This is a genomic window from Clostridioides sp. ES-S-0190-01 (assembly GCF_020658275.1).
Classification (GTDB): domain Bacteria; phylum Bacillota; class Clostridia; order Peptostreptococcales; family Peptostreptococcaceae; genus Clostridioides.
Map to the genome: position 1 here is coordinate 40,291 of NZ_JACVWA010000045.1, position 23,238 is coordinate 63,528.

The 23,238-nt window shown below is 27.7% G+C and carries 19 protein-coding genes and 1 other annotated feature; of the genes, 8 read left to right on the forward strand and 11 right to left on the reverse strand.

What is annotated here, in order from left to right:
* Window positions 1-105: 105 nt before the first annotated feature.
* The 3 genes from IC214_RS18505 to IC214_RS18515 form a co-directional block, all read right to left on the reverse strand.
* Window positions 106-2,604, reverse strand: a complete 2,499-nt coding sequence (locus IC214_RS18505; RefSeq protein ID WP_227482561.1) for a heavy metal translocating P-type ATPase — start codon at window positions 2,602-2,604, stop codon at window positions 106-108.
* A 310-nt stretch (window positions 2,605-2,914) separates the two neighbouring features.
* Window positions 2,915-3,106: a DUF1450 domain-containing protein gene (locus IC214_RS18510; protein ID WP_227434767.1), complete on the reverse strand. Its 192-nt coding sequence runs from the start codon at window positions 3,104-3,106 to the stop codon at window positions 2,915-2,917.
* 117 nt (window positions 3,107-3,223) lie between these two features.
* Window positions 3,224-3,466: a hypothetical protein gene (locus IC214_RS18515; protein WP_227434768.1), complete on the reverse strand. Its 243-nt coding sequence runs from the start codon at window positions 3,464-3,466 to the stop codon at window positions 3,224-3,226.
* Window positions 3,467-3,680: 214 nt separating this feature from the next.
* Between IC214_RS18515 and typA the strand changes: the two genes are divergently transcribed.
* Complete coding sequence (gene typA, locus IC214_RS18520) at window positions 3,681-5,504, forward strand: translational GTPase TypA (RefSeq protein ID WP_227434769.1); 1,824 nt, start codon at window positions 3,681-3,683, stop codon at window positions 5,502-5,504.
* Window positions 5,505-5,596: 92 nt separating this feature from the next.
* Here typA and trxB read toward each other — a convergent pair whose 3' ends face one another.
* On the reverse strand, window positions 5,597-6,505 hold the full coding sequence (gene trxB, locus IC214_RS18525) for a thioredoxin-disulfide reductase (protein WP_227482559.1): 909 nt from the start codon (window positions 6,503-6,505) through the stop codon (window positions 5,597-5,599).
* A gap of 876 nt (window positions 6,506-7,381) precedes the next feature.
* Window positions 7,382-7,611: a binding site (T-box leader), on the forward strand.
* Between the two features lie 106 nt (window positions 7,612-7,717).
* Here trxB and thrC point away from each other — a divergent pair.
* The 3 genes from thrC to IC214_RS18540 all read left to right on the forward strand — a co-directional run bounded on the left by thrC (window position 7,718) and on the right by IC214_RS18540 (window position 11,287).
* Window positions 7,718-9,199 (forward strand): threonine synthase, encoded by a 1,482-nt coding sequence (gene thrC / locus IC214_RS18530; RefSeq protein WP_227850990.1) that lies wholly within the window; start codon window positions 7,718-7,720, stop codon window positions 9,197-9,199.
* Window positions 9,200-9,208: 9 nt separating this feature from the next.
* Window positions 9,209-10,102 carry a homoserine kinase gene (gene thrB / locus IC214_RS18535; RefSeq protein WP_227835462.1) on the forward strand — a complete coding sequence of 298 codons (894 nt, stop codon included), beginning with the start codon at window positions 9,209-9,211 and terminating at the stop codon, window positions 10,100-10,102.
* 126 nt (window positions 10,103-10,228) lie between these two features.
* Complete coding sequence (locus IC214_RS18540) at window positions 10,229-11,287, forward strand: NAD(P)H-dependent flavin oxidoreductase (RefSeq protein WP_255606541.1); 1,059 nt, start codon at window positions 10,229-10,231, stop codon at window positions 11,285-11,287.
* A 314-nt stretch (window positions 11,288-11,601) separates the two neighbouring features.
* On the opposite strand, the gene IC214_RS18545 is transcribed toward IC214_RS18540, so the two are convergent.
* A complete protein-coding gene (locus IC214_RS18545; protein WP_227866880.1) occupies window positions 11,602-12,114 on the reverse strand; it encodes a flavin reductase family protein in 513 nt (170 codons plus the stop codon).
* Between the two features lie 518 nt (window positions 12,115-12,632).
* Between IC214_RS18545 and IC214_RS18550 the strand changes: the two genes are divergently transcribed.
* Window positions 12,633-13,568 (forward strand): magnesium transporter CorA family protein, encoded by a 936-nt coding sequence (locus tag IC214_RS18550; RefSeq protein WP_227866881.1) that lies wholly within the window; start codon window positions 12,633-12,635, stop codon window positions 13,566-13,568.
* Between the two features lie 93 nt (window positions 13,569-13,661).
* Here IC214_RS18550 and IC214_RS18555 read toward each other — a convergent pair whose 3' ends face one another.
* The gene (locus tag IC214_RS18555) at window positions 13,662-15,533 is read right to left on the reverse strand and encodes a tetratricopeptide repeat protein (protein WP_227434775.1); all 1,872 of its coding nucleotides are present in this window, start codon (window positions 15,531-15,533) and stop codon (window positions 13,662-13,664) included.
* Window positions 15,534-15,722: 189 nt separating this feature from the next.
* Here IC214_RS18555 and IC214_RS18560 point away from each other — a divergent pair, with 189 nt between their 5' ends.
* Both IC214_RS18560 and IC214_RS18565 read left to right on the forward strand, forming a co-directional pair.
* The gene (locus tag IC214_RS18560; RefSeq protein WP_227482557.1) at window positions 15,723-16,649 is read left to right on the forward strand and encodes an AEC family transporter; all 927 of its coding nucleotides are present in this window, start codon (window positions 15,723-15,725) and stop codon (window positions 16,647-16,649) included.
* A 138-nt stretch (window positions 16,650-16,787) separates the two neighbouring features.
* On the forward strand, window positions 16,788-16,934 hold the full coding sequence (locus IC214_RS18565; protein ID WP_227434777.1) for a hypothetical protein: 147 nt from the start codon (window positions 16,788-16,790) through the stop codon (window positions 16,932-16,934).
* 115 nt (window positions 16,935-17,049) lie between these two features.
* On the opposite strand, the gene IC214_RS18570 is transcribed toward IC214_RS18565, so the two are convergent.
* Together IC214_RS18570 and IC214_RS18575 are read right to left on the reverse strand one after the other, a co-directional pair.
* Window positions 17,050-17,574 (reverse strand): GNAT family N-acetyltransferase, encoded by a 525-nt coding sequence (locus tag IC214_RS18570; protein WP_227866882.1) that lies wholly within the window; start codon window positions 17,572-17,574, stop codon window positions 17,050-17,052.
* Window positions 17,575-17,626: 52 nt separating this feature from the next.
* On the reverse strand, window positions 17,627-17,851 hold the full coding sequence (locus IC214_RS18575) for a hypothetical protein (RefSeq protein WP_227482555.1): 225 nt from the start codon (window positions 17,849-17,851) through the stop codon (window positions 17,627-17,629).
* A 195-nt stretch (window positions 17,852-18,046) separates the two neighbouring features.
* On the opposite strand from IC214_RS18575, the gene IC214_RS18580 reads away from it, so the two are divergent.
* Window positions 18,047-19,171, forward strand: a complete 1,125-nt coding sequence (locus tag IC214_RS18580; RefSeq protein ID WP_227866883.1) for a DUF3810 domain-containing protein — start codon at window positions 18,047-18,049, stop codon at window positions 19,169-19,171.
* A 484-nt stretch (window positions 19,172-19,655) separates the two neighbouring features.
* On the opposite strand, the gene ispG is transcribed toward IC214_RS18580, so the two are convergent.
* The 3 genes from ispG to IC214_RS18595 all read right to left on the reverse strand — a co-directional run bounded on the left by ispG (window position 19,656) and on the right by IC214_RS18595 (window position 23,068).
* On the reverse strand, window positions 19,656-20,711 hold the full coding sequence (gene ispG, locus IC214_RS18585; protein WP_227866884.1) for a flavodoxin-dependent (E)-4-hydroxy-3-methylbut-2-enyl-diphosphate synthase: 1,056 nt from the start codon (window positions 20,709-20,711) through the stop codon (window positions 19,656-19,658).
* A gap of 185 nt (window positions 20,712-20,896) precedes the next feature.
* On the reverse strand, window positions 20,897-21,901 hold the full coding sequence (gene rseP / locus IC214_RS18590; protein WP_227482552.1) for an RIP metalloprotease RseP: 1,005 nt from the start codon (window positions 21,899-21,901) through the stop codon (window positions 20,897-20,899).
* Window positions 21,902-21,913: 12 nt separating this feature from the next.
* The gene (locus IC214_RS18595) at window positions 21,914-23,068 is read right to left on the reverse strand and encodes a 1-deoxy-D-xylulose-5-phosphate reductoisomerase (protein WP_227482551.1); all 1,155 of its coding nucleotides are present in this window, start codon (window positions 23,066-23,068) and stop codon (window positions 21,914-21,916) included.
* Between the last annotated feature and the right edge of the window lie 170 nt (window positions 23,069-23,238).

Genomic DNA, 23,238 nt, shown 5'->3' on the forward strand with positions numbered 1-23,238 from the left:
TCATTGTTGTGAATTTTACATGAAAAAAGAACTATCTTAATTTGTAAATTAATCCTTTTAATTAAAGATAGCTCTTTTAAATACATTTTTACTTAATTTATTATTCTAATTTTTTTTATATGCTTTGAAATTTTTAAGTCTAAGCGCATTTGAAACTACCGAAACTGAACTTAAACTCATGGCTGCTGCTGCAATCATTGGATTTAAAAGAGGTCCTCCAAATATATACAATAATCCTGCTGCTACAGGTATACCAATTGTATTATATCCAAATGCCCAAAATAAGTTTTGCTTTATGTTTTTTATAGTTTCATTACTAAGTTTAATCGCAGTTGGAACATCCATTAAATCACTCTTCATAAGCACTATATCTGCAGACTCAATTGCTACATCTGTTCCACTTCCTATTGCTATTCCTATATCAGCTTTTGCAAGAGCTGGTGCATCATTTATTCCATCTCCTACCATTGCAACAAACTTACCTTGATTTTGTAATTTTTCAACTTCTTTTGATTTATCTTCTGGTAAAACCTCTGCTAATACCATATCTATACCTACTTGACTTGCTATAGCATTTGCAGTCTTAACATTATCTCCAGTTACCATTGCAACTTTTATTCCCATATCATGAAGAATATCTATTGCTTTTTTACTACTTTCTTTAACCACATCTGCAACTGCAATTATTCCTGATAAATTTCCATCTACAGCAATATACATAGGTGTCTTACCTTGACTTGCTAGTATATTAGATTTTTCCTCTAAATCTTTAAGGTTAATATTATTGTCGTTCATAAGCTTTCTATTTCCAAGTAATATATTTTCATTATTTATAGCAACTTGTATACCAGCACCTGGTATAGCTTTAAAGTTATCAACTTTTTCAATCTGTATATTTTTCTCTTCTCCATATCTAACTATTGCTTCTCCTAGAGGATGTTCTGAACCTTTCTCTGCACTTGAAGCAATCTTAATTAGGTATTCTTCTTTCACATTATTTAATACAATATCTGTTACTTTTGGTTTTCCTTCTGTTATTGTACCTGTTTTATCAAATATTACTGTATTTACTTTGTGAGCAGATTCTAGTGCTTCCCCACCTTTTATCAGTATTCCATTTTCTGCACCTTTTCCAGTTCCAACCATTATAGCAGTTGGTGTAGCCAATCCTAATGCACAAGGGCAAGCAATTACAAGTATTGATATGAATATAGTAAGTACAAATACTATATCTTTTCCACCCACTAAAAACCACAATAATGATGATACTATAGCTATTGCAATTACTATTGGTACAAAATATCCAGAAACAGTATCAGCAAGTTTAGCAATGGGTGCTTTTGTACCCTGTGCATCTTCAACTAATTTTATTATTTGAGCAAGAGCTGTATCTCCACCAATTTTTTCAGCTTTAAATTTAATAACACCATTTTTATTTATACTAGCTCCTGTAACTTTACTTCCAATATTTTTTTCTACTGGTATACTTTCACCTGTAAGCATAGATTCATCAACTGATGTATATCCCTCTATTACAACTCCATCTACTGGTATTTTAGTCCCTGGTTTTACTAGTATTATATCTCCTATTCCAACTTCTTCTATAGGAGTCTCTATTTCTTTACCATCAACTATTACTATTGCAGTTTTAGGTTGTAGCCCCATAAGTTTTTTAATTGCTTCTGATGTTTTTCCTTTTGATTTTGATTCTAAATATTTACCAAGTAATATAAGTGCTATTATTATTCCTGCACTTTCATAATACAACTGATGATGGTGCATACCCTGAATTTGTCCATTTGCTATTTGTACTGTTGTATATAGACTATATAAAAATGCTGCCAAGGTACCAATTGCAACCAAAGAATCCATATTAGGACTTAAAGAAAAAAGTGCTTTAAACCCATTTATATAAAATTTATATCCAGCTATCATAACTGGGATTACTAAAATCAATTGAACTAATGCATAATTTAAAGTATTTGTCATAGGATTTAGAATTTCTGGTAAAGGCCATGGTCCTATAGGTTTTATTATCATAGGACCCATTGCTATATAAAACAAAGGTACTGCAAATACTATTGCAACTATGAATTTAATAAATAAAGTATTCATTTCTTTTTCTTTTCTTAATTTATCTTCATCTACATCAACTTTATTTTTTACTTCTTCTATTGGTTTATAACCAGCTTTTTCTATAGCTGCTTTTATCTGAGATAATTTTACTTTTGATGGATTATAGTCTATATTAGCTTTATCAGTTGCAATATTTACACTAATACTTTCTACTCCATCCAATTTTTTTACTACTCTCTCTACAGCTTTTGCACAGGCTGCACATGTCATTCCATCAATTTTCATATCAATTTTTTTATTACTTTCTTCCTTTATAATTCCATATCCAGCTTTTTCTACAACCTGCTTTATGTCATCAAAGCTAACTTTAGAATTGTCATATTCTATCTTAAGTTTTTCAGTAGCTATGTTTACGCTTTGGTCATATACTCCATCTAATTTCTTAGTTACTCTTTCTACTGCCTTTGCACAAGCTGCACATGTCATACCTGTTATTTTATAATTTTCTACTATTTTATTTGAACTCATAATAAACTCTTCCTCTCTTTCAATATATTTTCAATTAATTTGTATATTTTATTTTGATATGTAATATTGATAAATTCTTTATTTGGAAATCTATAGTATTTATTATACCCCCTATAGGTATATTTAATCAATATTTTTTTAATAAATAAATTTAATTTAGTTATATTTATTTGTATTTAATAAAAAAGTATACTCATAATTAAATATGTACATAAAAAGAGAGCAAATAAATTGCTAAATACTTACTCAATTTATATGCTCTCTTTTATATAATTTATTTTCTACTGTAGTTTTTTCTTACATGTATAGTTTATTTCTTACATGCTTCAAAAAATTCTTCCTCTGTTTCTCTTATTTCAAGCTCATTATCTATTATTCCTACAGCTTCTTTTTTAAATGCTCTACATTGACCTATACAACCAGTCTTCACATTTTCTTCTCCAACTAAAGTTTTTAGCTTATTTACATCCACATTTGAACAGTTTGGGCATACTCTTATCATATTTAAGTTCCTCCTAATTAATGTCTAATTAATACAGTTATACCCAAATATAAGCTTTGTAATTTTTTTTTTACAATAAATTATTTCCATGCATTCCATTTTATAGTAATTCTATTATTACATGTATGGGGGTATTTGCTGTTTTCTTACTATCTCCAACTCTTTAACTTCTATAAACTTAACTACATTTACTTTGTAGTTTTCTTTAGATTTTATATATAAAACATCTTCTTCTATTTTTTTACCCTCAATAAACTTTTTAGAACATCTTAAAAGTTCTTCAAAATTATCTACTTCCTCTTTTATGAAAGTATCACTTTCACTTGTAAAATATTTAATGATTATTTTAGTTACTTCCAATATATATCATCCTCTACTTTTAAATTAGTATGTTCATTTATAAATTTATTATTTGTCTAAAAATTTTTTTTAAACAAAATAAATTTATATATTTGAAATCAACATTTTTACCTAATTTAAATTATATTAATGCATTTTAATCTATTTTTCCTTGTACCTAACAATATATTGTGATATAATTAATAAGTTATTTTAATCGAAGGGAGCAACAAAAATGTCACAAAAACATAAAATTATAAATATCGCAGTTATTGCCCACGTTGATGCAGGAAAATCAACACTAGTTGATGCTTTCCTTTCTCAAAGTGGTGTTTTTAGAGAAAATGAAGTAGTTAAAGACTGCGTTATGGACAGTAACGACCTTGAGAAAGAAAGAGGCATAACTATATATTCAAAAAACTGTGCAATAAACTATCAAGACTATAAAATAAATATAGTTGATACACCAGGACATAGCGACTTTTCTTCTGAAGTTGAACGTGTTATGAAAACTGTTGACACAGTTATTTTACTAGTTGATGCAAGCGAAGGCCCAATGCCTCAAACTAGATTTGTTTTACAAAAATCTTTAGAGTTCGGTTTAAAACCAATACTATTTATCAATAAAATTGATAAAAAAGACCAACGAGCGGAAGAAGTAGTTAATGAAGTTTTCGATTTATTTGTAGACTTAAATGCAACAGACGAACAATGTGAGTTCCCTATAATATATGGAATAGCTAAACAAGGTATAGCTAAACTTGAAATGGATGATGACAGTGAAGACCTATCTCCACTATTTAAAACTATTGTAAATCATGTTGAAGCTTATCCTGATTACGACAATGAATCTCTACAATTCCAAATATCAGCTCTTGCATATGATGATTATGTAGGTAGACTTGGTATAGGTAGAATCTATAAAGGAACACTTAAAAGCAATGAACAAGTTGCTATTTGTAGAGAAGGTTCTGTTGTATCTAGAGGAAAAGTATCAAGACTTTCTGTATATGAAGGTTTAAAACAAGTTGAAGTGAATGAAGCTACTAGTGGAGAAATAGTTGTTATATCTGGTATTCCTGATATATCTATAGGAGAAACTCTATGTGATTTAGATAATCCACTTCCTATGGAAATGATAAAAATAGAAGAGCCTACTCTTTCTATGAACTTCTTAGTAAATGATTCTCCATTTGTTGGAAAAAGTGGTAAATTCGTTACAACTAGACATTTAAAAGACAGACTTGAAAAAGAACTTGAAGTAAATGTAGGACTTAAAGTTGAACCTCTTGATACTACTGATGGATATAAAGTTTCTGGACGTGGAGAACTTCATTTATCTATACTTCTTGAAAATATGAGACGTGAAGGTTATGAAGTTGGTGTTTCTAAGCCTGAAGTTTTAATGCATAAAGAAGATGGAAAGTTAATGGAACCAGTAGAAAGAGTTATTGTAAACTGTCCAGAAGTTTATTCAGGTACTATTATAAATGAATTGAACATGAGAAAAGGTATGATGGAGTCTATGTCAATAGAAGGAGACTATGTAAAAATAGAATTCTTAGCTCCTACTCGTGGTCTTTTAGGATATAGAAGTGAGTTTATAAATGCTACTCGTGGAGAAGGTACTCTAGTTCGTTCATTTGAAAAATTTGAAGAATTTAAGGGTGAAATACCTTCAAGAGGAAATGGTGTCTTAATAGCACAAGGGCCTGGTGTTACTATGGGATATTCTCTTAATGCTTTAAGTGATAGAGCTACGATGTTTGTAGACCCTGGTGTAGAAGTTTATGAAGGCATGATAATTGGTATGAATTCTAGAAAAGATGACATGGTAGTTAATCCTTGTAAAAACAAGAAAATGAGTAACGTACGTGCTTCTGGTTCAGATGATGCTATAAAATTATCACCTCCTAGAATATTCACTCTTGAGGAAGCATTAGAATTTATAGAAGATGATGAATTAGTTGAAATCACACCAGATTCTATAAGACTTAGAAAAAGATTATTAAATGAACATGATAGATTAAGATATAATAAGTCTAGACAAGGTAAATAAATTCTAATATCTATTTACTAAATAGCCATATAATACTTAAAGATATATTTTCTTTATAGTGTTATATGGCTATTTTTATTTAAGAGTTATATTTATTCAACATTTATATAATTAGCTGCTTGAACAGCTGCGATAGCACCATCTGAAGCTGCTGTTATTATTTGACGTAAAAACTTCGTTCTATTATCTCCTGCTACATATACACCTTCAACTGATGTTGTGCAAGACTCATCTGAAACTATATACCCACCTTCATCTAACTCAAGTACATTTTCAAACATTTTATTGTTAGGTTTAAGTCCTATAGCAATGAAAATACCACTTACATCTATAGTTCTTTTCTCCTCAGTTTTTAAGTCTTTTACTTCTATTCTTGATACTGTCTTTTCACCTTCTATTTTTTCTACACCATGACTATAAAGTATCTCAATATTTTTTCTTGCCTTTACTGACTTTTCTAATACTTCTTCACCTCTAAAATCATCTCTTCTGTGAATTAAGTACACTTTTGTACAATTATTAGCTAAAAATAAAGCATCTTCTAATGCAGTATTTCCTCCACCAACTATTGCAACTTCTTTATTCTTAAAAAAGGCTCCATCACATGTTGCACAATAAGATACTCCTCTACCTGTAAACTCTTTTTCTCCAACACATCCTAATTTACGTCTTTCGACTCCATTTGCAAGGATAACAGCCTTTGCTTTATGTTCTCCTGATGCTGTTTTAACAATTTTTACTTTACCTTCTAAACTTATCCTTTCTACTTCATCAAACTGAATATCAACACCCTGATCGACTGCTTGATTATATATGTTAGTAGAAAACTCTATACCAGAAATTTTTTGAACTGCTGGATAATTTTCTACCTCAGATGTACTTGCAACTTGACCTCCATAAATACTTTTTTCAAAGACTGTTACACTTAAACCAGCTCTCATAGCATAAATTGCTGAAGTTAAACCTGCTGGTCCAGCACCAATTACAATAATATCTACCATGACAATTTACCTCTCTTTATATTATTATTTCTTATATATTATTCTCATTATTCTTATACTTTACTATTATTATCCATATATACTATAAACAAAACATTATTTTTGTTAGTTTATAGAAAGGATTAATTTAAAAACTGATAGCTATAAATAAAGTATTATTTTTTACATTTTAACTTTATTTATTTATATGTTAACTTTATTTAATAAATATATAAAAAAACTGTAAATAAAAAGTAATTTTTACTTACAGTTCTACTTATTTATATAATTTAAAACCTTATTGGTTATCATTTACAGTGTCTTCTAATATATTGCTTTCTGATATATATGATAGAATTGAAAGTCCATACATAACCAAAACTAATGCTGCTGTTATAAGTACTATTCCCATATTTAATACCTCCTTTTGTTTACAGTATACTCTTATTATGTGAAATACTTGTGAATTTAATTTGAACATATTTGTAATTTTACAATAGTATTTTTTTCAAATTAAGAATTATATACTTTTATTAATTCAAGTACAATTAATCGTTTAAATATTAACGCTATTTATCTATATTTATATGATATACCATATAATTACATTTTTCAAATTAAAGTTTTGTAAACTTTTTTTGTAATATGGTGTAGCATAAAATTTTAATATTACAGATATGTAACTCTTATCTTCTAATTAATTTTTATTAAAATCCACTTCATTTCTATGAAAATTCAAGTTTTTATAGATTTAAAAAGGTTAAAAAAATATTCTGTATATAAGTCAATTTGATTACAGTTTTTTTACATTTCAAAAAATATTTTTTCCAAATTTTTATATTAATACTTGACTTTGTCTGTTTTATATTCTAGAATAATTAATAATATTAAGAATATTGAAAGGCTTTGATTAGGAAGAGTAAATCTGAATCGGTTACCAGAGAAGGAAACTATTAGCTGAAAAGTTTCTTTAACTAGAAAGATTGAAAACTACCTATGAGCTTCTATCTGAAGTTATCTTATGATTTTAGTAAGAATAGACGTTTTACTACTTACGTTAAAGTATCAAGTGGATTTTTTAAAATCAATTTGGGTGGAACCGCGGGAAACAGATTCTCGTCCCTTTTTTAGGGATGAGGGTCTTTTTTTATTACCTAAATTCAGTTTTTAAAATATTCTGTATCTAGTTTAATTAGCTAATTAAAAATTTAAAATATATGGAGGATTATAGAAATGTATTATTCAAGTACAAGAGGCACCAAAGAAAAAGTAACTGCATCACAAGCAATAATAAAAGGAATTTCAAACGATGGTGGTCTTTATGTTCCAAGTGAATTTCCAAATGTAAAAAATGAACTTATAGATTTAGTAAATTTAACGTATTCCCAAATAGCATTTTTTGTACTTAGTAAATTTTTATGCGATTTTACTGAATCTGAGATTAAAGATTGTATAACAAATGCATATGACGAAAAATTTGATTGCACTAGTATAGCTCCATTAAATAAAGTAAATGATGCTTATTTCTTAGAATTATATCATGGTCCAACTTTAGCATTTAAGGATATGGCACTTACTATAATGCCTCACCTTCTTAAAACATCTATTAAAAAAGATAATTTAGAAAAAGATGTTGTAATTCTTACTGCTACATCTGGAGATACAGGAAAAGCAGCACTTGAAGGTTTTAAAGATATAGACAAGATAAAAATAATTGTATTCTTTCCAGAAGATGGTGTAAGTGCAGTGCAAAAACTTCAGATGAAGACTCAAACTGGAAAAAATACATATGTAGTTGGTATAAAAGGAAATTTTGACGATGCACAATCTGGTGTAAAGAAAATTTTCTCTAATAAGGAATTTAATGAAAAACTATTAGATAGTAATTATATCTTATCTTCTGCTAATTCAATTAACATAGGAAGACTTCTTCCTCAAGTTGCATACTATTTTTATTCATATATGAAATTGGTAGATAGTGATGAAATAAAGTTAAATGACAAAATAAATTTTGTAGTCCCAACTGGTAACTTTGGTAATATTTTAGCTGGATATTATGCTAAACAAATGGGACTTCCAATAAATAAATTGATATGTGCATCAAATGACAACAATGTACTTTATGACTTCTTTAAAACTGGTATATATGATAAAAATAGAGCATTGAAATTGACTTCTTCACCTTCTATGGATATATTAATTTCAAGTAATTTAGAAAGATTATTATTTGAAATATCAAATAGAAATACTGAAACTGTAAGCAGACTTCTATCTAATCTTAGTGAAGATGGAGTTTATAAAATAAATGAAGATATGAAAAAGAATCTGGCTTCATTCTATGGTGAATATTCTAATGAGGAAGAAGTTAAAAACACGATAAATAATATTTTTAAAAATTACAATTATTTAATCGATACTCATACTGCTGTTGCATATAATTGTTATGAAAAATACAAAAAAGAAACTTCTGATGATACAAAAACTGTTGTTGTAAGTACTGCAAGCCCATTTAAGTTTTCTGAAGATGTTTTAAAATCTATAGACTCCAATTTGGGAAATCTTGATGATTTTGCCATAATAGATAGATTATCAAATATTGCTAAGGTAGATATACCAAAACCTATTAGAAATCTTCAAAATGCAGAAATACTACATAAAGATATTTATGAAAAGGATGAATTAAAAATAGCTATAGAAAAATTCTTAAAGGTATAGGTGATTATTATGTTAGAAATTATAGTTCCTGCAACAAGTGCAAATATAGGTCCAGGATTTGATTGTCTTGGAATTGCTTTAAATATATATAATAAATTTTATGTTGAAGAAATTGAAAGTGGTCTTGAAATAGAAGGTTGCGAAGATGCCTACAAAAATGAAAATAATTTAGTTTATACATCTATGAAATACTTCTTTGATAGAGTTAAGCCAGCTAAAATACCTACTGGTATCAAAATAAAAATCCAAAGTGATGTCCCTATATGTAGAGGTCTTGGTAGTAGTGCCTCTTGTATAGTTGCTGGCGTTATAGCTGCAAATGCTCTATCAAATGCTAATTTAGATAAATGCCAGTTGTTAAATATAGCTTCAGAAATAGAGGGACATCCAGATAATGTTGCTCCTGCTATTTTAGGTAATATGGTTGTTTCTGTTACTGATAATGACAATATACACTACGATATTATAGAAATCCCTAATGAACTCAAATTTTGTGCAATGATACCTAATTTCAAACTGTCAACTGAAAAAGCTAGAGGTGTTTTACCAAAAGAAATACCATATTCTGATGGAGTGTTTAATGTTAGTAGAGTCGCTTTACTTGTGTCTGCACTGTTAAACAAAAACTTTGAGCTTCTTAAAGTAGCTTGTCAAGATAAATTGCATCAAGATTATAGGGGTACTTTAATTGAAAACTACAGTGATATTGTTAAAAAATCTGAACAATTAAATAGTATTGGCGTATTCTTAAGTGGAGCTGGGCCTACTATAATGGCTTTAATAAAAGAAAATGATGATAATTTCGTGTATAATATGAGAGATTATCTATCAAACTTAAAATCTAATTGGGAAATAAAAGAGTTGTGTTGTGATTCTAAAGGAGCAGTTTTAAATATTCTATAATTATTGTCTCACATATAAAATATAACTACTCTTTTATTATAATTTGTAGTATAATAATTAGGACTAGGTAATAATATTAAGTATTATAATCTAGTTCTTTAAACATGTTTACATTGAGGAGGGATTATCATAAAAGAGTTAATAATTGGAGATTTAGTTGCAAAAGTTCCTATAATTCAAGGTGGAATGGGCGTTGGTATATCTAGATCATCACTTGCTGGTGCTGTTGCTAAGCTTGGTGGTGTTGGTGTAGTTTCTGGAGTTCAAATTGGTTATGATGAGGAAGATTTTGAGACTAACACTATAAATGCAAATTTAAGAGCTATAAAAAAACATATTTCCAGAGCAAAAGAAATTTCAAATGGTGGCATTATTGGCATTAATTTCATGGTCGCTATGAAAGAATATGAAACATATGTAAAAGAAGCTGTTAAAGCTGGTGTAGACCTTATAATATCAGGGGCTGGACTTCCTAATAAACTACCATCTTTAGTAAAAGGAAGTAATGTAAAAATAGCACCTATAGTTTCTACTGCAAAAGCTGCTAGTGTAATCTTAAAAATGTGGGATAGAAAAGAGAAAACTACTGCTGACTTAATAGTTGTTGAAGGTCCAAAAGCTGGTGGTCATCTTGGATACTCTAATGAGGAGCTTGATAACATAGATTCTATAGACTATGATAAAGAATTTGTTGAGATATTAAAAGTTGCAAATAATTATGGAGAAAAATTTGGCAAGAACATTCCAGTTGTTGCTGCTGGTGGCATAACTTCTAGTAGTGATGTAAAAAAATATATTGATATGGGAGCAAGTGGTGTACAAGTTGGTACGAGATTTGTTGCTACTTATGAGTGTGATGCACATGAAAACTTTAAAATGGCGTATATAAATGCTACAGAAGAAGATGTACACATAGTTAAAAGCCCTGTAGGTCTTCCTGGACGTGCTATAAGAAATAAATTTATAGAAGATGTTAAAACTAATCGTCCAGAGATAAAAAAATGTTACAACTGTTTGATTCCTTGCAATCCAAAAGAAACACCATACTGTATTTCTCAAGCATTAATTAATGCTGTTAAAGGAGATGTGGAAAATTCACTTTTATTCTGTGGCAATAATGCGTATAAAATTGATAAGTTAAGTTCTGTTGAAGATGTTATCAATGAATTAATTTCTGAATTATAATTTGAAAATTTACAAATTAAATTTTTATTAAGCTAAGGATTTTTAAATATGTTACTAATCAATCTATATTAACATATTTATATCCTTAGCTTATTTATATTCTCATCTTTATTTTTATTAAGATACTATATAAATATAATTTACACCATTATTAATAGTATATTTCAAAATTTCACTTGCTCTTACTTAATTTATTTTCCAATCAATTGTAGAAAATTTCATGTATAAAAACTCAATCACTTATATATCATAATTAAATTTTCTTTGCTTTCTATAATACTGCTTACTGATATAACCCTATCATTGCATATTATTTAATCTTCTTTTACAAGTACATTTGTTATCTCAGCTACATATAGAGTGTGATAATCTTTTTGTGGATACCATCTTCCATCTATCTCTTCATCAATAAAACATTGTGGGTCAATTTTTTGGTAGTGCATTTTTTTACATATAATAGCCAACTTTGCCTCTTTTAAATAAGGTGTACCATTTAAATGTTCTACATTAAATCCTGTTTTAGATATTTTATCCTCTTCTCTGCCAGATACTTTACCACAATAAGAAAGTTCTTCACGAAAATCTTCATCAAAAAAAGTAAGAGAAAATGAATCTGTATTATCTATAAATTCTTTAGTATAACGTTGTGGTCTTATTACTACAAAAGCAACATTTTTTCCCCACATAACTCCAAGTCCACCCCAACTAGCAGTCATTGTATTTACTTTACCTTCTTTTTCAGCTGTTATCAATGTCCAGTCTTTACCTATCAACTTAAATGGATTACTTTTTATTTCTTCTGACATAATCTCTTTAAATTCACTCATACCTCTAATAACCTCTCATTCTTTTATATTGATAATACTTTTATTTTCATCATAAATTATTACTAGAATTTACTTTGAAAAATAAAGTATTTTTTATTAAACATATTATAAAGGAGTAAGGATATAGATACCTATTCATTTTCTAATATATTTAATATTTTCACTCAGAGTATATATATACTTTATCTAAGTTAAATATGACTGTTATGTTTTACATGTAAATTATGACAAAAATATCATTTGACTAAATCAAAACTTGATTTATATACCTGGAAAAGGTATTATATTAAAGAGTGCTTAAAATACTTCTTTTGTATATAGGCATGTATAAAATAATAAATAAGGAGAGTGATGAGCAATGGATACTAGTCCGTTGCGGAGAGAATTTTTTACAATTTCATCACTTAATAATATCTAAATTTAAAACTAATACAGATATTCAGTTATATAAATTAGTTAATTAATAGATACTATTAAATGATGAGATTTATATAAAACTGAATAAAGGATGTGTTGCCATGATAAGATATTACAAAACTATAGATTCAAAATTAGAGAAACTTAGTTTTTTTGAAGATGGCTGTTGGATAAATCTTGTTGAACCTAATCATAGTGAAATCAACGAAATTTCTAATTTATTAAATATAGATGTAGAAAGTATAGAATCTGCACTAGATGAAGAAGAGCGCTCAAGAATAGATGTTGAAGACAATCATACTCTTATACTTATAGATATACCAGTAGACGAAAGTGACTCTAATTCTTCTCATTATACTACAATACCCTTAGGTATTATAATAACTCAAGAAGCTATTATAACAGTTTGTAATGCGCAAACTAAGATTTTAAATGACTTTATAGTTGGTCATATTAAAGATTTTTTTACATTTAAAAAAACTCGCTTTTTGCTTCAAATTCTTCATAAAAATGCAGCTTATTACTTGCATTACTTAAGAAAAATAAATAAAATGACAATCATAATAGAGCAAGAAATTTACAAATCTATGAAAAACAAAGAACTAGTACAACTATTGGAATTAGAAAAGTCTTTGGTATACTTCTCTACCTCTTTAAAGTCCAATGAATTGGTCTTAAACAAGATGGTTAGAACTGCTGGTATAAAGAAATATCCAGATGATGAAGACCTCTTAGAAGATGTTATAGTCGAAAATAGACAGGCTCTTGATATGGCTAAAATATATGGAGATATATTGAGTAGAATTATGGATGCTTTCAGTGCAATTATAAGTAATAATCAAAATAATGTTATGCAATTTTTAACAGTAGTTACACTAATTTTCTCAATACCTACAATAATATCAGGACTCTTTGGTATGAATGTTATCAATATGCCATTTTCTGATAACCCAAATGGATTTTGGATAATTATGCTCATTACTTCTATAATATGCATAATAATTACATTTTTTATGTCAAGAAACAAGCTATTATAAAATATTAATAAGAAAAAGCCATTAGAGTTAATTAATTTACATTTACTCCAATGGCTTTTATTTATTTTAAAAATACTCTTTTTATCAGGTTTTTTAATTATCATATTCTTCATCTATACTCATTTCAGTTTCAAGACCTTCCAACATTGAGTCTAAACTTTCTTTTATGTTCAATATATAAATTGGAACATACTCTTCTTCATCAAGTATTTCTTCCTGTAATTTAAATGGTGGAATTAATATTTCATCAAAGTTTATATTTAGTTTAGGGAAATCTTCTACTATTTCTCCACAGTTATCATATTCTTCATCTGCTAGAGAAATATACATATCTAAACTTTTTTTGTAGTAAAGTCCTGCAAGCATATATTCACACTTCTTACTCCCAAATTTAATACCTTCTTTATAATATTTTTCAGCTTCTGCATCATCATTTAATTTTAAATAAATTTGCCCTAAATTATATATTGATTCAACACAACCTTGTGCTCTAGCCTTCTCATACCAGTATTTGGAATTAACATAATCTTTGTAAAACATATCATAAATAAGTCCTACCATGTGTTGAGCATATATATTATTTTCATTAGCAGGTGTGTCAAGCATCATTTTAGATTCTTCTAGTTTTCCTTCTCTAAAATAAATTCTACCTAAATGTATACGCGCATTCATATGATTTTTACTACTTGCCATCTCAAAATACTTTCTAGCATTTTTTGTATTTCCTAAATTCTCATATATACATCCCAATCTATAGCTAGATTTGGTATCTCCATTTTCAGATGCTTTTTTATACCAACTTATAGCTTCTTCTATGTTATTTAAATCTTCATATATATTCCCTAATTTTATTTGACAAGATACATTATTTGGAATTCTAGAATAATATGAAACTGCTTTTTCTATATCTTGATTTTGATAATATAAGTCTCCAAGATTCTCAAGAGAACTTTTACATCCAACAGCTATAGCATCTTCATAGTACTTTATAGCATTTTCATAATCTTTTTCTTCAAAATATATACCTGCTAGATTGTTTTTAGCTTCTGTTATATCATCTTCTGCTGCCATTTTATAATAAGTCTTTGCTTTTTCTATCTCATTCTCTCTATTATATAAATTTGCAAGTCTATATTTAGAAAGTGTGTGATTTTTTTCTATTGCTTTTTCATAATAATAAATTGCGTCTCCTAATTCTTCTTTTCTATCATATACATATGCAAGTCTATACTCAGATTTTACATCTTCTCTATCTGCGCTCTTTTTATAATATCTCTCTGCTTCTTCCAAATTATCATTGATTTCCATAATCATACCCAAGTTAAAACAACCTTTCATATGACCAGACTTATACAATTGCTTATATAGACTTACTGTAGATTTATTGTCCTTCTTCTTTCCATTTAGTATTGCTAGATTATACTTCGCATCATCATCTAAAAGTACAGAACCTTTTTTATAATATTCATATGCCTCATCTTCTTTTTCTAAAAATGTATACAATACTCCTAGATTAAAACAAGCCTTACCGAGATTATTATCTGCTGCTTCTTTTAACCACTTTTCGCATCTTATAAAATCTTTCATTTTAAAATGGCATACACCTAAATTATTTTGTGCTTGTAAATATCCTATAGTAGCTATTTTCTCATACCAGTATATAGCATACTCATATCCATCTAATCTATAATACATATTACCTAAGTCAAATGCAGCATCTTCACTTCCATTCTTATATGCCATTGAATACCATTTTTCTGCTTCTTTAAATTGCTTTTTATTTTCATATATATTTCCCAAAGTATATTGAGATTTTACATAATTATCTAATGCTGCACTTTTATATAATTCTATTGCACTTTCTGTCTTTCCCATCTTTTCAAAAAGAGCTCCCTTAGTATGTATAACTTTGGGGTCACTAGATATATTTTTTATTTTTCTTATAGAAAATTTTGTGTTTTTCATTATTCGCTACCTACCCATTTTATAAAATATATTCTCTCAAACATTATTATACATTATAAACCATAATTAATGCTATAATATTGAATTTTTACCTTTTGTCACTATATTGTAATATTGAATTTTAAATTTTATAATCATTAGATTTTATTATTGAGTTGGTATATAATGTATATATAGGGGGGACATTTTATGAATTTCAGCAATATTTTTATTCAAGTTGCAGTTTTATTTATAATTATTTTAGTAGGATACTTTGTCAGAAAATTCAACTTATTGGATGAACACTGTACATCTAAACTTTCAAATTTGACAATGACTATTTTTTTACCATCTATGATAATTAGTTCTATGCAGATTAACTTTGATAATAAAATGATACAAAAAATACTACTATTATTATTTATATCCTTAGTTATGTATATAGTTTCTATTATAATTGCTTTTTTGTTAAAATACATTTTAAAATGTGAAGATACAAAAGACCTGGGGATATATCAGTATATAGTTGTTTTTTCAAATGTAGCTTTCATGGGTTATCCTGTAATTGAAGCAGTTCTAGGTCACGAGGCTATATTCTACACCGCTATTTTTAATCTACCATTTAACTTGTTTTCTTTTACTTTGGGAATTTACTTGTTATCTAAAGGTAGTAGCACTAAAGGATTTTCAATGAAATCACTTATAAGCCCTGCTACAATAGCAGTAGTTATTGGTTTATTTTTATTTATAACAGGTCTTAGATTACCTCAGTTTATAAATGATCCACTTAAGATGTTAGGAGATATGACTACACCAATATCTATGATTATTATTGGTAGTTTGCTTGCTAATTCTTCAGCAATAGATTGTTTTGTAAATAAAAGATTATATCTAGTTACTATTGTAAGATTATTAGTACTTCCTGTGATTATATACTTTATTCTAAAAGGGTGGGTTAATGATAAAATGATTTTAGCTATACCAGTAGTAATTTCTTCTATGCCTGCTGCTGCAAATACTGCTATATTTGCTAATCAATATGACTCTAATGTAACACTAGCCTCACAATGTGTATTTTTTACGACATTATTTTCAGTTATATCAATACCTTTTATAAGTATTTTTTTACTATCTTGATTTATTCTTTTATGTATTATATAATAATAGACTCAATAAATTACAAATATAAACAATTTATTATAGTGTATTGATGGAATTTTTTCCTAGATATTTGTCAATAATATCTATATGTATGATAGAATAGGAGGCTTAAATATGGATATAGATTTACTCTTTAAAATAGTATTTGCTATAGTTGCTATAGGCGTTTCTGTAAAAATTATAAAAACTGTTGCTAGTCTAGCTTTTAAGGTAGCTTTGATATTGCTAATAATTCTATTTGTATATAGAATGTTTTTATAAATTTTCGATAATAAAGTTTTTAAAATATAATAGAGAAGTAATATTAAATTATCTTTAATGAAAATTCTTTATTAATAGATAATCTATTCTACTTCTCTATTTTTATTGGAATGAGTTAAATTAAATCTTTATTATATCTTCCCATGATATAAACATCTTCAAATTTTCCATCTCTAATTACAGCATATTTTTTAGTTCCTTCTATTTCAAATCCCAGTTTTTTGTATAAGTTTAATCCCTTTTCATTGTCTACAATTACTTCTAACCCTACTCTCATCAACTTAATCCAATTGTCTGCTATGTCTAAAAGTTGTTCCATAAGCTTTTGACCTACTCCTATACCATGATACTTTTCATCAACAGTTATTCCTAATTCTGCACTATGTCTTAATCTTGGAGATGGATTCACATGTAAACCAGCAAAACCTATTACATTTTTTTCTCCATCATTATCAATTTCAGCCACAAACATATAATCATTTTCGCCTAGAGAATCTAACATAGCTATAGTTTTATCCATCCTATCACTCATTAATGCTAGTGTATTTCTCATAACATTATATGCTCTTCTCATTTCATTAATCGATTGCGCGTCTTCCCTTCTTACTGGTCTTATTACTATGTCTAATGCTTTACTCATACTGTATTCCCCCTTAAACATAACCCTCTTTTTAAATTAATACCTACAATCTTTATTTTATACTATTTAAATCTATGTATGCTTCTATTTGAGGTATATATATCATATTATCCTTTATATGTGTATTTCCAAACTCTTTTAGTTCAGTGCCATCTTTATCTTTAGTTATTTTGTATTTAATTGATTCTTCTCCTTCGTTTACTTCAGCATGAAAAAACATCCCTTCATATTGTTTAAATCTAAAATTAAAATTATCTTTAGTAAGCCTTATTATCATAATATTTTTTACTCCTTATACAATTGTTATTTTTAATTATTATTAGTTATACATAAATTGTTTATTCATATGAATATTATAACTTATCATTTATTTAGTATAAAGTCATAAATATAAATAACTATACCTATTTTACAATATAACTTTAATTGATATATAATATATTTATATAAATTAAAGTCTGCGAGGTGAAATATGAGTAAAAAAATAAAATATTTTTCTTTAATCCTTTTTCCTATTGCTTTGTTTTTAAATTTCATAGCAAGTAAAATTCCACATATTGTTGAAAAATATTATTCTCAAGCCATAGATAAAAAAGTTATACAGCTATTAAGTAAAGTTTCAGGAATATTTCCATTTTCTATCTACGAAATTACAATGTACATAATAGTTATATCTATTTTTTTATTTTTATGTTCTATTGTATTTACAATTTTCAAAAAGAATAGAAATTTAAAGACATTTTTAAAGAATTCTATTTTAAATATATTATCCATTTTATCAATAGTTTATTTTCTTTTTGTAGTACTTTGGGGTATAAACTACAATAGAGTTCCACTCGAGAACACCATTATCAACCAATACAATTTAAAAAACAACAGTTCTGTCCAATCAAAGCAACATAGTACTAAAGAACTTTCTGAGTTATATAAATTTTTGGTAGCTAAAGCAAATGAAACTAGAAAACTTACACTACAAGATAAAAATGGTGTCGTAAAATCTAATACAGATTATAAAGGTGTCATAAATAGAGCTCAATTAGGATATGATAAAATTTCATATATTTTACCTAGTGTTAGTGGTAGTTACTCTAAGCCAAAGTATGTTATTTCATCACATCTTATGTGTTATACAGGAATAACTGGTATATACTTTCCCTTTACAGGTGAGGCAAATATTAATATTGCAATCCCTGACTTATATATTCCTTGTACAGTTGGTCATGAAATGGCACATCAGAGAGGATTTGCTAGTGAAGATGAAGCTAACTTTATAGGTTATCTCACTTCAATAAAACATCCTGATATTGATTTTAATTATTCTGGCTATATTTTGGCCTTAAATTATACTGCTTCTGCTTTAATCAAAGTTGACTATAAGGCATATGCTGATATTTCTGCTGGTATTTCAGAGTCTGTTCGTAGGGATTTAAAAAATGAGAGTGAATTTTGGCAAAGATATGAAGGTAAAATTGATAAAATCTCCAATGAGTTTAATAATTCTTATTTAAAAGCTAATGGAATTGCTGAAGGAACCCAAAGTTATGGTAAAATGGTTGATTTATTGCTAACTTATTATGAATTATATCCATATAATTAAAAGTATTTATAGAGAATGGGAAAATAGATAAAAAATAAAAAATTGTTATTTTTATCTACTTTTCTATTATTTAATAGTTTATTTTTTATAAGTTCATTATTAAGAAACAAACTATTTCTAAGTATTTACTACATGTATACTTATGATACAAGGAAGAATTATAGTATATATTCTTAAATAGGTTCTAAAATGCATTACTATTTATATTAACATAATACATCAATAGTTTTAGTAACTAAATACTACAATAATAGTAATTATATTGCAGTACTACTATTGTAATTTTCATTTTAGCAAATATAATTTTATTATAATAAATACAGAATAAATTTTGGTACTCACTTATATGATTGAATTAGAATATAGATTTCTTATATCTTTTCAAATTTATTTAATTAAAAATAGCTAGATAATTAAATACCATGAATAAAATTTATTCCAAAGGTACTGAATATCTAGCTATTTTATATTTATTGATTGTATACTATAACTTATCAATTTCTTCCAGTAACTCGTCAACCAATTTATCACCATTAATCATTCTTACAATTTCACCCTTTTTAAATAAAAGACCTTCACCCTTACCACCAGCAATGCCTATATCCGCTTCTCTAGCCTCTCCAGGTCCGTTTACAGCACACCCCATAATTGCAACAGTAATATCTTTTTCCATACTACCAATTTTATCCTCAACTTCATTTACAACACTAATTAAATCTATATTACATCTTCCACATGTAGGACATGATATAACTTTAATCTTGTCATTTAAAAGACCCAAACTTCTTAAAATCTGTTTACCAACAACAACCTCTTCAACAGGGTCACCTGTCAAAGATATTCTGACAGTATCTCCAATCCCTTTAAGAAGAAGTGCTCCCACACCTATAGAAGACTTTATTGTTCCTTTATGAACACTTCCAGATTCAGTAATTCCAATATGAAGAGGATAATCAACTTTCTGTGATATTAATTCATATGCATCAACAGTTTTATAAATATCAGATGATTTTAGAGAAATAACTATATTATAAAAACCTAAATCTTCAAGAATCTTAATATGTCCCATAGCACTTTCAACTAATGCTTCAGCAGTTGCAGAACCATATTTATTTAAAAGTTCTTTTTCTAAAGAACCCCCATTAACACCAATTCTAATTTTTAGATTTTTTTCCTTGCATTTCTCAACAACCATTCTAACTCTTTCTATGTTTCCAATATTACCAGGATTTATTCTAACACCATCTACACCCTGTTCTATAGCTTCAAGTGCTAACTTATAATCAAAATGTATATCAGCAATAACAGGTATATTTACATTAGACTTTATCTTTCCTATATTTTTAGCTGCTTCCATATCAGGAACAGCAACTCTAACTATATCACAACCAGCTTCTTCTAATCTTTTTATTTGAGATATTGTAGCCTCTGCATCTCTTGTATCAGTATTTGTCATAGATTGTATGCTTATAGGATTTTCTCCTCCTATTTTTACACTCCCAACACTAACTTCTCTTGTCTGTCTTCTCTTGTAACTCATATTTCACCTCTATATATTATTTTATATTAAAATTATTCAATATCTTAAAAAATACTACAAACTACATATATATTATAAATTAAAAAGCTATATAGTTAAACAACTAAGAATAAATTTAACCTTTTAAAATTAATTTATTCTCACTTAAAACTACATAGCTTTTTTAAACTTTATATAAAGTTAAATTATTGAAATAACCTTAATATATCTTTATATGTTATAAAAAGCATAAATAACATTAAGGCTCCAAATCCAACTACATTTATCATACCTTCTTTATTTGGGTCAAGTTTTTTACCGCCTCTAACAGCTTCTAATAATAACATAAGTATTCTCCAACCATCAAGGGCTGGTATTGGTAATAAGTTTACTATACCTAGATTTAAACTTATGACAGCTGCCAAATAGACTACATTTATAAGACCTGTTTGGGCTGCATCTGATACCATACCAATAACACCTACTGGTCCTGCAACAGCATTACCAATTCCTCCTGGTACACGTCCTGTAACCATTTGACCTAAGAATGTTAACATCTGTTTTGTCATATCCACAGTAGTTTTACATGCATTTACTATTGAACCAAAGAAATCTTTTTCTCTTTGTGGCTGAATTCCTATTTCATACTTTCCATTGTTATCTTTAGGAATTACATTTACAACTTTATCATTTCCATCCCTAGTTATACTAAGCTTCAATTCTCCACCAGAAGAAGTATTTATAATATTTGCAACTTCATCCCAAGTCTTAACAGAATTACCATTTATTTTATTTATCTTATCTCCTACTTGAAGTCCTACTGCTTGTGCAGGAGTATCTTGCATTATTTTTCCAAGTGTAGTAGTTGGAGAACCTATATACAAAAACACTGGTACTAAAAGTATTGCTGCCAGTATTATATTAAATATTGGTCCTGCTACAATAGTACTAAATCTTTGTAGTATAGATTTATTTCCAAAAGAATTTGGACTTATTTGTTCTTCGTCTTCACCCTCCATACTTACATATCCACCAATTGGAAGAGCTCTTATGGAATACTCTGTATCTTTTTTTACACTATATATCTTAGGTCCCATACCTATAGAAAACTCATTTACCTTAATCCCACTTCTTTTTGCAAATATAAAATGTCCTAATTCATGTATTAATACAATTATACTAAATAGTATTAATGCAGCTATTATAGTCATAAATTCACCTTCCTATTTTTTTATCAGATTTTCAACATAAGCTCTACTCCATCTATCTGTTTCTAAAATTTGTTCTAACGTTGGTTTGCTTATGCTTTTATGAACCTCTAAAGTTTTCTCTATGTAATATGGTATGTCATAGAAACCAATTTTATCCTCTAAAAATTCACTTACCAAAACTTCATTTGCAGAATTTAAAACAGAAGAATAAGTTCCACCCATCTTTAGACATTCATAAGCTAATTTTAAACATGGAAAAGTCTCTAAGTCTGGTTCTTCAAAGGTTAAAGTACTAAATTTTGAAAAATTCATTCTTTCAAAATTACTTTCCATTCTATCTGGATATGTAAGAGCATATTGTATAGGCAACCTCATATCTGGACATCCTAATTGTGCAATTATAGAACTATCTGTATACTGTACCATTGAGTGAATTATGCTTTGTGGATGAACTACTACATCTATATTTTCTTGTTTTACTCCAAATAGCCATTTAGCTTCTATTACTTCTAGTCCTTTATTCATAAGAGTTGAAGAGTCAATACTTATTTTTCTTCCCATACTCCAGTTTGGATGCTTTAAAGCTTCATTTTTAGTTATATTTAAAAGCTCTTCTTTTTTCTTTCCTCTAAATGGACCACCAGAAGCTGTAAGTATTATTTTTTCTATATTTTTATTATTCTCTCCATTTAAACACTGAAATATAGCACTATGTTCACTATCAACGGGAAGAATATTTACATTATATTTTTTTGCCTCTGCCATTACAAGCTCTCCAGCAGTTACTAATGTCTCTTTATTCGCTAATGCTATATTTATTCCCTTCTTTATAGCACAAAGTGTTGGGACCAATCCTATCATTCCCACAACAGCAGTTAAAAGTACATCAATTTCATCTAGTGATGAAATTATTTTTAAACCTTCCATTCCTGTTAAAACTTCTATCTCTATATTTTGCGGCAATATTTCTTTTAATTTTAATGCTTTGCTTTCCTCAAAAACGGTTACATATTTAGGTCTAAATTCTACAATTTGTTCAAGTAGTAATTCAATACTGCTATTAGCTGATATTGCAACTACCTCAAACTTGTCTCTATTTTCTCTAACTACATCTAAGGTTTGCTTACCTATAGAGCCTGTAGAACCTAAAATTGATATTTTTTTCATATAATAATCCTTTCTAATAATAAATATACCCTACCAAGACATTATAACACTACTAAAACAATTATTTTTACTATTCACAAAAACTTCATATAATTACTGGAAAAATATATTTAGTTTACATTATAGCATTACTCTTTAATTTTAATTTATTCACATATAGTTACTTTTAT

What these genes read in the sequence shown, in the direction of transcription:
- IC214_RS18505 (WP_227482561.1), bottom strand. Translation starts at nt 2,604, where the DNA reads ATGAGTTCAAATAAAATAGTAGAAAATTATAAAATAACAGGTATGACA.
- IC214_RS18510 (WP_227434767.1), bottom strand. Translation starts at nt 3,106, where the DNA reads ATGATAAGAGTATGCCCAAACTGTTCAAATGTGGATGTAAATAAGCTA.
- typA (WP_227434769.1), top strand. Translation starts at nt 3,681, where the DNA reads ATGTCACAAAAACATAAAATTATAAATATCGCAGTTATTGCCCACGTT.
- trxB (WP_227482559.1), bottom strand. Translation starts at nt 6,505, where the DNA reads ATGGTAGATATTATTGTAATTGGTGCTGGACCAGCAGGTTTAACTTCA.
- thrC (WP_227850990.1), top strand. Translation starts at nt 7,718, where the DNA reads ATGTATTATTCAAGTACAAGAGGCACCAAAGAAAAAGTAACTGCATCA.
- thrB (WP_227835462.1), top strand. Translation starts at nt 9,209, where the DNA reads ATGTTAGAAATTATAGTTCCTGCAACAAGTGCAAATATAGGTCCAGGA.
- IC214_RS18545 (WP_227866880.1), bottom strand. Translation starts at nt 12,114, where the DNA reads ATGAGTGAATTTAAAGAGATTATGTCAGAAGAAATAAAAAGTAATCCA.
- IC214_RS18550 (WP_227866881.1), top strand. Translation starts at nt 12,633, where the DNA reads ATGATAAGATATTACAAAACTATAGATTCAAAATTAGAGAAACTTAGT.
- IC214_RS18555 (WP_227434775.1), bottom strand. Translation starts at nt 15,533, where the DNA reads ATGAAAAACACAAAATTTTCTATAAGAAAAATAAAAAATATATCTAGT.
- IC214_RS18560 (WP_227482557.1), top strand. Translation starts at nt 15,723, where the DNA reads ATGAATTTCAGCAATATTTTTATTCAAGTTGCAGTTTTATTTATAATT.
- IC214_RS18565 (WP_227434777.1), top strand. Translation starts at nt 16,788, where the DNA reads ATGGATATAGATTTACTCTTTAAAATAGTATTTGCTATAGTTGCTATA.
- IC214_RS18570 (WP_227866882.1), bottom strand. Translation starts at nt 17,574, where the DNA reads ATGAGTAAAGCATTAGACATAGTAATAAGACCAGTAAGAAGGGAAGAC.
- IC214_RS18575 (WP_227482555.1), bottom strand. Translation starts at nt 17,851, where the DNA reads ATGATAATAAGGCTTACTAAAGATAATTTTAATTTTAGATTTAAACAA.
- IC214_RS18580 (WP_227866883.1), top strand. Translation starts at nt 18,047, where the DNA reads ATGAGTAAAAAAATAAAATATTTTTCTTTAATCCTTTTTCCTATTGCT.
- ispG (WP_227866884.1), bottom strand. Translation starts at nt 20,711, where the DNA reads ATGAGTTACAAGAGAAGACAGACAAGAGAAGTTAGTGTTGGGAGTGTA.
- rseP (WP_227482552.1), bottom strand. Translation starts at nt 21,901, where the DNA reads ATGACTATAATAGCTGCATTAATACTATTTAGTATAATTGTATTAATA.
- IC214_RS18595 (WP_227482551.1), bottom strand. Translation starts at nt 23,068, where the DNA reads ATGAAAAAAATATCAATTTTAGGTTCTACAGGCTCTATAGGTAAGCAA.